The sequence below is a fragment of the uncultured Algibacter sp. genome (genome assembly GCF_947495925.1).
Taxonomy (GTDB): domain Bacteria; phylum Bacteroidota; class Bacteroidia; order Flavobacteriales; family Flavobacteriaceae; genus Algibacter_E.
In genome coordinates this window covers 18,436-31,964 of record NZ_CANMAU010000007.1, presented here as the reverse complement: position 1 = coordinate 31,964, position 13,529 = coordinate 18,436, and the positions used below count along the sequence as shown (strand labels likewise).

The 13,529-nt window shown below is 33.5% G+C and carries 10 protein-coding genes; 5 read left to right on the top strand and 5 right to left on the bottom strand.

Going from position 1 to position 13,529, the window contains the following annotated elements; genetic code table 11:
• The first annotated feature begins 74 nt into the window (after positions 1-74).
• The 4 genes from Q0857_RS14750 (at position 75) to Q0857_RS14735 (ending at position 4,529) form a co-directional block, all read left to right on the top strand.
• Positions 75-2,450 (top strand): TonB-dependent receptor, encoded by a 2,376-nt coding sequence (locus tag Q0857_RS14750; RefSeq protein WP_298536849.1) that lies wholly within the window; start codon positions 75-77, stop codon positions 2,448-2,450.
• Positions 2,451-2,454: 4 nt separating this feature from the next.
• The gene (locus Q0857_RS14745; protein ID WP_298536847.1) at positions 2,455-3,273 is read left to right on the top strand and encodes a DUF4249 domain-containing protein; all 819 of its coding nucleotides are present in this window, start codon (positions 2,455-2,457) and stop codon (positions 3,271-3,273) included.
• Positions 3,274-3,463: 190 nt separating this feature from the next.
• On the top strand, positions 3,464-4,285 hold the full coding sequence (gene murQ / locus Q0857_RS14740; protein WP_298536844.1) for an N-acetylmuramic acid 6-phosphate etherase: 822 nt from the start codon (positions 3,464-3,466) through the stop codon (positions 4,283-4,285).
• The gene (locus Q0857_RS14735; protein WP_298536841.1) at positions 4,272-4,529 is read left to right on the top strand and encodes a DUF6095 family protein; all 258 of its coding nucleotides are present in this window, start codon (positions 4,272-4,274) and stop codon (positions 4,527-4,529) included. Before murQ ends, Q0857_RS14735 begins: the two co-directional genes overlap by 14 nt.
• Here the strand turns inward: Q0857_RS14735 and Q0857_RS14730 are convergent.
• Positions 4,522-5,022: a hypothetical protein gene (locus tag Q0857_RS14730; RefSeq protein ID WP_298536838.1), complete on the bottom strand. Its 501-nt coding sequence runs from the start codon at positions 5,020-5,022 to the stop codon at positions 4,522-4,524. The genes Q0857_RS14735 and Q0857_RS14730 overlap by 8 nt on opposite strands.
• 467 nt (positions 5,023-5,489) lie before the next feature.
• Here Q0857_RS14730 and Q0857_RS14725 point away from each other — a divergent pair, with 467 nt between their 5' ends.
• A complete protein-coding gene (locus Q0857_RS14725) occupies positions 5,490-8,063 on the top strand; it encodes a glycoside hydrolase family 2 TIM barrel-domain containing protein (RefSeq protein WP_298536835.1) in 2,574 nt (857 codons plus the stop codon).
• A 169-nt stretch (positions 8,064-8,232) separates the two neighbouring features.
• Here Q0857_RS14725 and Q0857_RS14720 read toward each other — a convergent pair whose 3' ends face one another.
• The 4 genes from Q0857_RS14720 to Q0857_RS14705 are packed head-to-tail and all read right to left on the bottom strand — an operon-like array spanning position 8,233 to position 13,513.
• Positions 8,233-9,405 (bottom strand): cytochrome c peroxidase, encoded by a 1,173-nt coding sequence (locus tag Q0857_RS14720; protein WP_298536833.1) that lies wholly within the window; start codon positions 9,403-9,405, stop codon positions 8,233-8,235.
• 45 nt (positions 9,406-9,450) lie between these two features.
• Positions 9,451-10,839, bottom strand: coding sequence for a c-type cytochrome domain-containing protein (locus tag Q0857_RS14715; RefSeq protein WP_298536830.1), 1,389 nt, complete (start codon positions 10,837-10,839; stop codon positions 9,451-9,453).
• Between the two features lie 21 nt (positions 10,840-10,860).
• Positions 10,861-11,991, bottom strand: a complete 1,131-nt coding sequence (locus Q0857_RS14710; RefSeq protein ID WP_298536827.1) for a twin-arginine translocation signal domain-containing protein — start codon at positions 11,989-11,991, stop codon at positions 10,861-10,863.
• Positions 11,992-12,001: 10 nt separating this feature from the next.
• Positions 12,002-13,513: a DUF1501 domain-containing protein gene (locus Q0857_RS14705; protein WP_298536824.1), complete on the bottom strand. Its 1,512-nt coding sequence runs from the start codon at positions 13,511-13,513 to the stop codon at positions 12,002-12,004.
• Positions 13,514-13,529 lie beyond the last annotated feature (16 nt).

Here is a 13,529-nt window from a genome sequence, read left to right as displayed (position 1 = left end):
ATACTTTTATAAAAAATTGAAATGGCTTTAAGATGCTCATGCATCTTAATCGAAAGAAAAACAACCTTAAATAAATGAAAAACCATCTTTCCTGGTTTCTTATTGTACTATGCTTCAGCCTATTTTCAGCAAATGCTCAAGAAAAATATACTATAAGAGGTACGATAACAGAAGAAAAAAGTAATGAAACACTTATTGGTGTTAATATTATATTTCCTGAAATACAAGCAGGCGCTACCACCAATGAATACGGGTTTTACTCCATCACTTTACCTCAAGGTACTTATAAAATAGTTATTAGTTATCTGGGATTTACGACTATTTCTGAGACAATTACACTCTCAAAGAATATGTCTAAAAACTTCAGTCTGATTGAAGCTTTAGAAAATCTTGATGCTGTTATAATCTCTGAAGATATTGAGAAGCTGAACATTAAGAAACCACAAATGAGTGTAAATAGGCTTAGTTCAAGCACTATAAAAGAAATACCAGTTGTTCTTGGTGAAGCCGATATTATTAAAGCTATTACGCTTCTTCCTGGCGTAACTACTGCAGGCGAAGGCGCTTCTGGTTTTAACGTAAGAGGTGGTGCCGCAGATCAGAATTTAATTTTATTAGATGAAGCTACTATTTATAATTCTTCACACCTTTTCGGTTTCTTTTCAGTTTTTAACCCAGATGCTATAAAAGATTTAAAGCTTTATAAAGGAGGTATACCCGCTCGATATGGCGGACGCGTTTCATCGGTTCTGGATATCTACCAAAAAGAAGGAAACAGCAACAAGTTTCATATGAATGGGGGTATTGGTCTTGTTTCAAGTAGATTATTATTAGAAGGTCCTATCAAAAAGGAAAAAGGCTCCTTTCTTTTGGGCGGTAGATCAAGTTATGCGCATTTGTTTTTACCTCTTTTTGATATTTCAAGTATCGCTTATTTTTATGACTTAAATACCAAACTTAGTTATAAATTGAATGATAAAAACAACATCTATCTTTCTGGCTATTTTGGAAGAGACGTATTTAGAATCCAAGATAGCTTTGAAAACTCGTACGGAAATTCTGTTTTGAACTTTAGATGGAACCATTTATTCTCTGATAAATTATTTGCCAATTTATCACTTATCTATTCTGACTATGACTATGATTTAAAACTGAATTTTGTAGAATTTGACTGGGTTTCGGGTATTAGAAATTTTAATTTAAAATATGATCTTAAACACTACATAAGTCAGAAAGTAAAATTACAATACGGTCTAAACAGTATTTATTATAAGTTTAACCCTGGAGAAATTAATCCAACCGTTCCAACTTCTGGAATTAACCCTTTTAAACTGATAGACAAATATGCTTTTGAAAATGCTGTTTATCTGGATTTTGAACATAACCTATCCGATAAGTTAGCCCTTTCATATGGTTTACGCTTAAGTACTTTTCACAGACTAGGTCAAGATGAGCTAAATGTTTATGAAAATAATCAAGCCGTAAATTTCAACGAAGATTTTCAAATATATGAAAAGGCATCTCCTATTGGGGTTGAAACTTTTAAACGAAGTGATATTATCGAAAGCTTTGCCAATTTAGAACCAAGGGCTTCCGTTGCCTACCAATTAAATCCCGAGAGCTCAGTAAAGGCAAGTTACAATAGAATGAGCCAGTATTTACATCTGTTATCAAACACAAACTCACCTACCCCTTTGGACATATGGACACCAAGCGGTAAATATATAAAACCCCAATTACTCGATCAGGTAGCTATTGGGTATTTCAAAAACTTTAATAATAACCGTTATTCTTTGGAACTAGAAAGTTTTTACAAAAAGGTTCAAAATAGAATAGATTATATTGATGGAGCCGATTTAATTGCAAATAATGCCATAGAACAAGTTATATTAAATGGGCGATCGAGATCTTATGGTTTAGAAATGTTGTTAAGGAAAAACGAAGGGCGATTTAAAGGTTGGATCGCTTATACATTATCTAAATCCGAACAGCAAACCCCAGGTAGAACACCTATAGAAACTGGTATAAATAATGGTAACTGGTACAGATCTGCTTTTGATAAAACACACGATATATCATTTACAGGAAGTTATGATTTTAATAAAAAATGGCGGTTAAACACCAATTTCCTTTTTCAAACAGGCCAACCCGTAACTTTTCCAAACGCCCAATATGAATACAACGGCTTAAATATACCAAACTATAGTAATAGAAATGCAGATAGACTACCCTCTTATAACCGGTTAGATATTGCATTAAATTACACACCAAAACCAGACAAAAAAAGAGGCTGGCAAAGTTATTGGGTTTTTGGAATTTACAACGTTTACAATAGGAGAAATGCGGCTTCCATTTCCTTTGGTCAAAATCAGGAAACAGGGATGAATGAAGCTACGAGATTATCAATATTTGGAATTGTACCATCAGTATCTTATAATTTCAAACTTTAAGCACATGAAAAAATTTAAACACATAGTATTTTTTGGTCTCTTATTGATTTTATCTTGCGAGGATGTTATCGATGTAAATCTTAGTAATGCTGAACCAAAACTAGTTATTGATGCCTCTTTAAGATGGGCTAAAGGTACAGACGGCAAATCTCAACAAATTAAATTAACGCTTTCTGCGCCTTACTTTAATGATGGGGTTCCTCCTGCTACAGGTGCTCAGGTTACGGTGACTGATGCTAATAATTTCGTTTATAGTTTTATTGAAGATGGTAATACTGGGATTTATAATAATTCAAATTTCATACCTAAAATAGGTGATGAATACAATCTGACTATCATTTATGAAAATGAAACTTACGTAGGCACAGAAACCATGAAATCGGTAGTGCCAATTAATAGAATTGAACAAAAAAATGATGGAGGTTTTACAGGAGATGAAATTGAAATAAAAGTCTTTTACACAGACCCCGCAGGTATAGAGAATTTTTATTTATTCGAATTTTTTATAGTTAATAAAAGTATTCTTAGTCTTGAGGTGTATGATGATGAATTTACAGATGGAAACGAAATTTTCGCATTCTATACCGAAGAAGATATAAAAGCAGGTGATGAATTACACATTACAAACTCAGGAATTAGTCAACGATCGTATGATTTTCTAAATATTTTATTACAGCAAACCGATGAAAATGGTGGTGATCCCTTTGAAACTCAACCAGCAACTGTAAGAGGTAATTGTATTAATCAAACCAATCCAGATAATTTCCCTTTGGGTTATTTTAGAGTTACAGAAACAGATGTAGTAAGGTATATTGTTAAATAGGATAGTATTAGTATTCCCGTTTCTATTAAGTGTCGTGCTATCGACTATATTTTTTTGTACTCAGCCTGTTTCCATGTAATCAGATTTAAGATTCACCAATTAGTTATTGCTCTGTTACATTTTAGAAAACACAAAAAATGAAGTTGTTTCTATCACTAATGCAAACCAAATTTTTACGTATTTTTGATGCATGAGTTTCACTAAAACTACCGAGCAAGATTCTAATTACAATCATCTTGAAAGGATGTCTGTTTCGGAATTACTTCAAAATATAAATAACGAGGATAAAACCGTTCCTAATGCAGTTGAAAGGGCTTTACCGCAAATAGAAGCTCTAGTGCATCACATTGTGGATAGATTAAAAATAGGAGGGCGTCTTTTTTATTTAGGCGCAGGAACTAGTGGCAGACTTGGAATCGTTGATGCTTCAGAATGCCCTCCTACTTTTGGGGTATCTCATGAGTTAGTTATTGGTCTAATTGCTGGTGGCGATTCCGCCATAAGAGAGGCGGTTGAATTTGCAGAAGATTCTACGACTCAAGGATGGAAAGATCTGCAAGATTATAATATCCATCAAAATGATGTGGTTGTTGGTATTGCGGCTTCTGGAACAACACCTTATGTTATTTCCGCCTTACAAAAATGTAATGAAAACCATATTACTACAGGATGCATCGTATGTAATGAAAATAGTCCGCTATCCCAAACAGCTCAATTTCCAATTGAAGTCGTTGTAGGCCCAGAATTTGTTACAGGTAGTTCTCGCATGAAGGCTGGTACCGCTCAAAAATTAACACTTAATATGATTACCACATCAACGATGATTCAATTAGGTCATGTAAAAGGAAACAAAATGGTAGACATGCAACTAAGCAACAATAAATTAGTAGATCGAGGCACCAAAATGATTATGAATGAAATAGAGGTTTCGGAAGCTGTTGCTTCGGAACTTTTAAGCAAATATAAAAGCGTTAGAAATGCTATAAAAAACTATACAGATGGAAGATCGTAAAACAGACAAAAAAGAATTATTTAAAGGTATTAAAACAATGGTATTTGCTTTGTTAAGTTTGTTCATGGGGCCTATTCTCCTTAGTTTTGCTTTCAGTAAACCAGACGACAAACTATACTTACCGCTTTTAGTTTTAGGATGTGCTATTTGCGCAATGGCAGTATTTATGATGTTTAAAGGGATAAGAACCATTATGAACAGTATGTTCTATAATAGCAATAAAACCCAAAACCCCACTAATTAGCTGTTGCAGGCTTTGGGGTTGTAGGGTTGTAACCAAACTCCGAATCATCAATAACAATTCCTAGACTATCAAAAATATAATTGATAATTGCGTAATGATGTATGGTATGGCTATTAGCTTGTGCTAACAAAGCTCCATAAGTATAAGGAATTTTAGTTTTTCCCAATCCTAAATCGTCAATAACCATTACCGTATCACTTATATTAAAGGGTGCTGCGTTTAAACGCTCTATTATTAAATTTAAATAATCTTGAGCGCAGCTACAATCAGACTCAACATCCGTATTTCTACTTCTGGCAGTTAAGTCTATAACATGCTTTTCGTCAACATTAAAAATGCAATCGTAAAAGTCTAAAATATGCCTTATATGACAGCCAATACTTGAATAATAAGGCGATACAGAAGCATCACACAATTGCGTATTTGAAATATGCTTTAATAAAACTTGAGATTTTAGTAAGGTTTTTAAAGTAGATTGGATGATTAAATTCATAGACACTAAAATAACGAATAATATTAAATTTAAAAATTATTTCACTTTTAGTCTTTTAATACTATCATCCTTACATGACTTTTATATAAATATTATTTAGGAAAGCGAAATCATTAATTTATATAAAGCCTGCATGAATCAATTTTGGTAATGCCATTTCATTATGCTCCAAAACCCTCATCTTAAAATAAAGAAATCTAGATAAGTGTTTTATTATTTCAATTTGAATTGCTTATGTATAGCAAATAAGATGAAATTTTTATTCTTGCCTTATTAAGGATTGTTTTAGATTTCTATTTATCTGTAGTTTAATGTAAGTCTTATTTATTGCTGAATAATATTAATTCCTCTTAAGGAATGTTTAGGTTTAATCTAGTTTTAAAAGTATATATAAATAGGAAAAGAAGTATATCTTTAACACGAATAATTATTTTGAAAAATCTAAACTAAATAAACCATTTACATTTATGAAATTAACTAGGTATTTCTCATTTTTTAAAAAATTTAGAAATTTAACTTTATTCTTTTTTGCATCAAGTTTAATCTTACTCTCTTGTAATCAAAATACGGGAGATAAAACTTCTATTGGTAATTCTGATTTTAATTTAGATTGGAATTTTCACCTTTCAGAAGATAGTATTGATGTTTCCACTATTAAAAACTGGACAAAAGTAAACATCCCGCATGATTGGGCTGTAGTAAACGAATTCGACTCAACTTTAGTTAATGATGCTCTGGCAACTGGATATTTAGCGAGTAAAGGTTATGGGTACTATAAAAAAACTTTCGATAAACCTGCTAACGAAAACGAAGTAACTTATGTTTTATTTGATGGTGTTTACAATAACAGCGAGGTATGGATTAATGGTAAAAAGTTAGGATTTCACCCTTACGGATATTCTCCTTTCTATTTTGATGTAACTCAGTATTTAAATTCAACAGGAAAAGATAATGAGCTGTTGGTTAAAATAGACCATAGTAGATATGCAGATAGCAGATGGTACACAGGTGCTGGTATTTACAGAAAGGTAGATTTAATTACCTTAAATAAGGTACATATTCCTGTTTGGGGAACATTTATTACAACTCCTAAAGTATCCAAGGAAAGTGCTACGGTACAATTAAATATTGATGTAGAAAATGGTTCTCAAGAGGCATCTAACATAAGTGTAAAAACGGCTTTAGTGGACGCTAATGGTACCGAAGTAGCAACGTCTTCTTCTAATCTTGAGTTAAAACCTAGTTCTACAGATAAGATCATGCAAAGTATAGAAATTGCAAACCCTAATTTATGGGGTGTAGACAACCCAAATATGTATACCGCTGTAACCACTTTGAGTAAAGATGGTACCGTTCTAAATACTTACAAAACACCATTTGGGGTAAGAAGTATAAAGTTTGATGCGAATACTGGTTTTTATTTAAATGGTGAAAACATGAAGATAAAAGGTGTGTGTTTACATCATGATGCTGGCTTGGTTGGTTCGGCAGTTCCAAAAGGTGTTTGGAAAAGACGTTTACAAATTTTAAGAGAAGGTGGCTGTAATGCTATTAGAATTTCTCATAATCCGGCATCAAACGAATTTTTAGATTTATGTGATGAAATGGGCTTTTTGGTTCAAGATGAGTTTTTTGACGAATGGGATAACCCAAAAGACAAACGCCATAACAAATGGGAAGAGAAAAGTACCGACTATATAACAAGAGGTTACGGTGAGCATTTTCAAGAATGGGCTAAAAGAGATTTAGAAAACACAATGCTAAGTCATAGAAATCATCCTTCTGTGTTCCAGTGGAGTATTGGTAATGAAATTGAATGGACGTATAAAAGAAATGCGGCAACAACCGGGTTTTTCGATATGGAATGGGATGGTAATTACTTTTGGTCTGAGCCACCACATTCTGTTGAAAAAATTAAAGAATTGATGGAAACATTACCAAGAGGAAAATATGATATAGGTAAAACTGCTCAGAAGTTATCAAAATGGACAAAAGCATTAGATACAACAAGACCAGTTGTTGCAAATTGTATTTTACCTTCTTCAAGTCATTTATCTGGTTATGCTGATGCGTTAGATATTGTTGGTTACAGTTACAGAAGAGTACTTTATGATTATGGGCACAAAAATTACCCAGATAAAGTTATTATGGGAACTGAGAATTTAGCGCAATATCATGAGTGGAAAGCTATAGAAGAGCGTCCTCACATTTCAGGTACATTTTTATGGACAGGTATTGACTATATGGGAGAAATTAGAGCACAATGGCCCGTAAGAGTTCAGCCATCTGGTTTATTAACTACTGCTGGTTTCAAAAAAGGGTCTTACCATGTGATGAAAACACTTTGGAATGATGAACCTCACATTCATATAGCAACTCAAAATATTGAAAGATCAATAAATAAGATAGATGAGAACGGAAATATAGTGGCTAGAGATCCCGAAAGATGGAAATATGCACTTTGGGATTGGCAAGATGTAAATGAGCATTGGAATTATGAAGCAGATGAAATGATTTCAATTGAAATCTATTCTAACCTTGATGAATTAGAATTATTTTTAAATGATAAATCGTTAGGTAAAAAGCAATTAGCAGATTTTGAAGACCACGTTTACAAGTGGGGAGTTCCGTTTGCTGATGGTGAGCTTAAAGCTGTTGGAACTAAAAATGGTAGAGAAATCGTTCAAAAAGTAGTTACGGTAAACGAATCGAAAGCAATTACTTTAACTGCCGATGCCAAGTCCATTTCTGCTAATTATAATGATGTAGTTCATATTGAAGCTCAATTTACCGATGCCAATGGTAACCCTTCAATGACAGATGATAGAGAAATAACTTTTGAAATAAAAGGGCCTGCAAAATTATTAGGCGTTGATAATGGTTGGAAGAAAAGTGTTCAAAAGTTTCAAACTAATGTCAACACAACACATAATGGTAAAACCTTATTGATTGTTCAAGCTACAGGTGAAGCTGGTACTATTGAAGTAATCGCGCATGTTGATGGCATGGAAGATGTATCAGTTACAATTCAGTCAAAATAAAATATTTAGTAAGCCTTATAAAAACGAAAAGAGCGATTCGAATGGATCGCTCTTTTTATTTGCTATATAATCTAGGTTTTAACTTTCTTGGGATGTAGTTTCATAGCATAACTCCTTTTTCGAAGTATCAATAATAATTATGTTTTCCAGATTATAATTTAGCTGTGAATTAATAAATATTGCCACCAACAGATAATTTACTCGGTACCGCCTTTGGAATTGATTTATCGAAATCTTCAGAATTCAAACTATTCAAAAAAGATATTATTAAAGACATATCCTTAACTTTTAACGGACTCCCTTTTACCAGAGAATCTATCTGATGATTTTGGACATTTATATTCTTAGAATGTCCCGAAGATAGGTCTTGATAAAATTCAAGAACTTCTTGTAAAGTATTAAACGTACCATTGTGCATATACGGTACTGTATATCTCAAGTTTCTAAGCGTAGGAGTTTTGAATGCATAGCTTTTTTGAAACCCTGAGTCAGACAATTTTAATTTATCATTGTCGGCAACTCCTAGTACGTGCATTTTATAATCGCTAAACATAGGCCCATTATGGCAGGCATTACATTTAGCCTTTTTGAATAAATTAAATCCGTCCATTTCAGCTTGTGAAATAGCACTTTCATCACCTTTTAAATATGTATCAAATCTGGAGTTATTAGTTACCAATGTACGTTCAAAACAGGCTATTGCTTTTGAAATGGTTACTTCTGTAATAGTGCCATTATCTTTAAAGGCTTCTTTAAATAGCTGGACATATTCCGGAATATATTTTAGTCGATTTACAATGGTATCTAAAATAACTTCTTGAGAAAAATGAGGACCTCTCATTTCTTCATAAGACTGGATAGGCATTAAAGCTTGATCTTCTAAACTGTTCTCTCTAGCATCCCAGAACATGGGAGAATTAAGAGGCGTGTAATTACTATTGATATCAATACCGTTAAAGGCTGTATTTAAAATAGTATGCGCATTTCGCTTAACTCGCGGTATGGTATTAGGTGTTTTAAACTTCCTTTCGGTACCCAGTCCATTACCATTAACTCCAATAGATAAATCAAGGGATTCGGCATAGCCAAATTCTGGATGATGGCATGTTGCGCAAGCCACATCTTTATTTCCTGATAAAATAGGATCGTAAAATAGTAGTTTTCCTAAGTTTATCTTGTCTTCATTTGGCTTATTATTATCGGGGTGTTTTACCTTATCTGGTAAAGGCAGATATACTTCATTTATATCAATTATTTGAGCATCCTTTTTCTGCTTACATGAGAAGACAACTGAAGCGTTCATGCATAGAATAACAATAACTAAAAATAAATATCTACTCATAAAATTTACAGGCCATGGAAGTAGCTCCAAATGATCAAAAATAATTTAATCTCCTAAGACAATTTCAAGATCACTTTCAGTAGTAAACACCTCTAAATCCGGCTCTTTAATAGCTGTTTTCCATGCATATACTTTTTGTAAGTTTTTCATTTTCGAAAAAGTTAATAAACTTAGCTTAGTAATATCCGTGTGATATACATTTAAACTATTAATGCTTTCATGATTTGCCAGTTCATCAATACCAGCATCGGTGATCTTGTTTTTATCAATTACCAATTTTTGTAAATTCTCAAATGTATTAATGAGATTTAAATGATAGTCTTGAAGCTGATTATTTTCAAGATACAACCAAATAACATTATTTTTTATTTGAGATAGTTTATCTAACTTATTATCAAGTGTTTCTGCATTAATTTCAGAAATCGTATTTGCAGGTAATACAACTTCATATAATCCAGAATCAAAAACCAATTCTTTTAAAACGAATCCCTCAGCTTTAATAGCGCTTAAAACGTCGTCACTTACTAAAGATACTTCAGGAAGATCTGTGTCACCTTTTCTGTGAGTTCCTTTAAAACCTAACATATTCGATGCGATGTGCAAGATATCTTCTGAGGTTTCTACATTAGAAATTTTCGAACTAAAATCTGCGTTTGCATGATCAATCCAATAGGTTAGAATTGCAATTTCCTCCTCGGTTAATGGTGTCTTACCTTCGGGCGGCATAAAATCATCATGCTCCGGATTTAGTAACACACGTTTAATCATTTCAGATTCTAAAGCATTTCCGGCAATTAAAGCATCACCATTTTTTCCTCCCTTGAAAATCGCCAAAGAATCTTGGAATGATAAACCTCCTTTTTTCTTACTTTCATTATGGCAACTAGCACATTTATTATCTAAAATGGGCTGCGCTAAGTAATCAAACACCACAGCATCTTCAACTTTTTCTATCTTTGCAAGTTGCTTTTTTTCTTTTTTGTTGAATGGAGCATATTTTGTTAAATAATCACTACCATGAGTTAAATTCCCACCGTAATGTCCAGTTGCACTTAATAAAATAACGATAAGTGTTAACGCAGAAATATTCGCTTTAACTCTAGTTTTCTTTTTAAACTTTATTTTTTCAATGCGAATTAACCAAGCTAATAATGTAATTGCCGTTGTGGCTATTCCAAACCAAAAGTGAATATCTAAAGCCATAGCATCATAATCTCCACTAAGCGATAGCATATAGCCCAAAATACAGGCAATAACTGATGAAGCAAAACCTAAAAACAATGCTAATGGTATTGCCGAAGTTGTTGCTTCAATCCTTTTTTTTCTCCCTAACAATTCAAGAAGAAAAGCAAAAATTAAAAACCCTATGGGTAAGTGAACTACAAGTGGGTGAAATCTTCCCAAAAACAAGACAAAGTCTGGTGCTTCATTCATAAAACAAACTGTAAATAATATTTAAACGCGTTCTAATTTGTATGGTGCAGAATGATTAGCATTCCATTGACATATATATACATTTTTATCTTCATCTATACACACATCATGACCATGCAATATAGGTTTTTCTTCTATTTGAAAAGACTTTTGAAGCTCTCCATCTTTATAAATTGGTTCGGTACCTCCTGGGTTAGACACTACCTTATCCCCATCCAAAATAGTTACAAAGCCCGTATGGTCTTTCCAATTTGTTTTGCCAACTTTTGGCTGAGACCAACAGACACCAGCATATAGATTATTGTCATCAAATACAGGTCTGCATACCTGCATATTTGGTAAGTGTAACGTTTTAATGTACTTACCATCCAACGTAAACCATTTAAAGCTAGCTTGACTTCTAGAAGTAACTACAACCATCGGGTTATTCTTATCTCTATAATCTATAGCTACACCATGTGCACTTTGAATTTCGTAGTTTTTATCAGGGTTGTCACTTCCTCCCCAATGCCTAATATATCTTCCATAAGCATCATATTGAATAACTCTGCTCATACCATATCCATCAGCTACATAAATATCTCCATTTGGTCCAATAGCCGTTTCAGTAGGACAAAAATCTTCACCTGGCTTATAAACGCCAATGGTTACTGGGTGTCCGATATCAAAAATAACCTTCCCATCTACCGTAGTTTTTGCAACGCGACCATTATGCTTTATCATTTTGTTATTGCGACCCAGCGCCCAACCAGAATCAGCAATATATAACATATCTTCTCCTCCTTCATCGTGCAAGGTTAAACCATGACCACCTTGATATGCAGTACCCCAATAATCTAACAACTTACCAGACTTATCAAAAATGAGGATATTATTTTGCGGATGATCTCCAACCATAATCAAACGGCCTTTACTATCCATAACCATCTCATGACAATTTAGTAAAGGTGTTCTTGTAGAGCTTAATTGCGCCCAATTTTTTGTAAGCTTGTACCTGTAATCTCCATGCCCAAGAATGGTATCAGTTTCATTAAGTAAATGATTTGATTGTCCTTTATTTGTTATAATGGAAGCTCCAAAGGTTGATGAAGATGCCGCTAAAGCTGCACTTGCTAATCCTGTTTTTTTAATAAAATTTCTTCTTGAAGACATAAAGTTTGTTTTATGTTAATAAATCTTTCACAACATGACCATGAACATCTGTTAAACGGTAACGACGCCCTTGATGCTTAAAGGTTAATCTTTCATGATCAATTCCAAATAGATGTAACAGTGTTGCATGAAAATCATGTACATGCAACGGGTCTTTAATTACGTTATAACTAAAATCATCTGTTTGGCCGTATTGAAATCCAGGTTTAACGCCTGCTCCAGCCATCCACATGGTGAATGCTTTTGGGTGATGATCTCTACCATAGTTAGTATCTGTTAATTGGCCTTGTGAATATACTGTTCTTCCAAACTCACCTCCCCAAATAACAAGTGTATCGTCTAGCATACCACGTTGCTTTAAATCCTTAATTAATGCAGCAGTACCCTGATCGGTATTTTTACATTGATTTTTTAAACCACCTGGACATGAAATGTGCTGATCCCAACCTTGGTGGTATAATTGAACAAATTTTACACCTTTTTCTAATAGCTTTCTCGCCATTAAACAATTTGCAGCATAGGTTCCTGGATTTCTACTGTCTTTCCCGTACATTTCAAAAATATGATCAGGCTCATCTGATATGTCAGTAACTTCTGGAACTGATGTTTGCATTTTATAAGCCATTTCATATTGCGCCATTCTTGCCTGAATTTCTGGATCGCCATAGGCATCGTGCTGAATAGTATTTAGTTTATCTAAATAATTCAACATTTTTTTACGATCGTTACCATCATAATTATCAGGGTTATTTAAGTATAATACAGGATCTTTTCCAGAACGGAATTGTACACCTTGATGCTCTGTTGGTAAAAAGCCATTACCCCATAAACTCGCTTTTAGTGGTTGACCTTTTCCATTTTTAGACACTAACGTGATGAATGTAGGTAGATTTTCATTATCAGAACCTAAACCGTAACTTAACCAAGATCCAATTGATGGTCTACCCGGTAATTGATGTCCAGTTTGAAAGAAGGTAATTGCTGGAGTGTGATTAATTTGATCGGTTTGCATGCCTTTCATAAAGCATAAATCGTCAACTACTTCCGCAGTGTATGGCATTAATTCACTTACCCACGCTCTAGACTCTCCATATTGTTTAAAATTAAATACCGAAGGCGCCACAGGTAAGGTCGATTGACTACCACTCATTCCTGTCAATCTCGTTTTTCCAATGACAGATTTTGGTAAATCTTGACCAAACATATCCACCAATTTGGGTTTATAATCAAATAAGTCCATTTGTGATGGCCCACCACTTTGAAACAAATAAATAATACGCTTAGCTTTTGGTAAATGGTGAGGTAGCCCTAAACGGTTTTTATTGTAATGATCCAGAATCGCATCTGTATTCTTGGGTGCACCAATTGAGCTCCAAGCTTTTTCAGTATTTAGCAAACTTCCAAGTGCTAATGCACCTAAACCTAAAGACGTTTTCTTTAAAAAGTGTCTGCGATCTAATTGCTTTTCAATACTTTGAAAATCTTTATTATTAGATTTTAAATCATCGTGATGACTACACATGGTTTTATATGTTTAA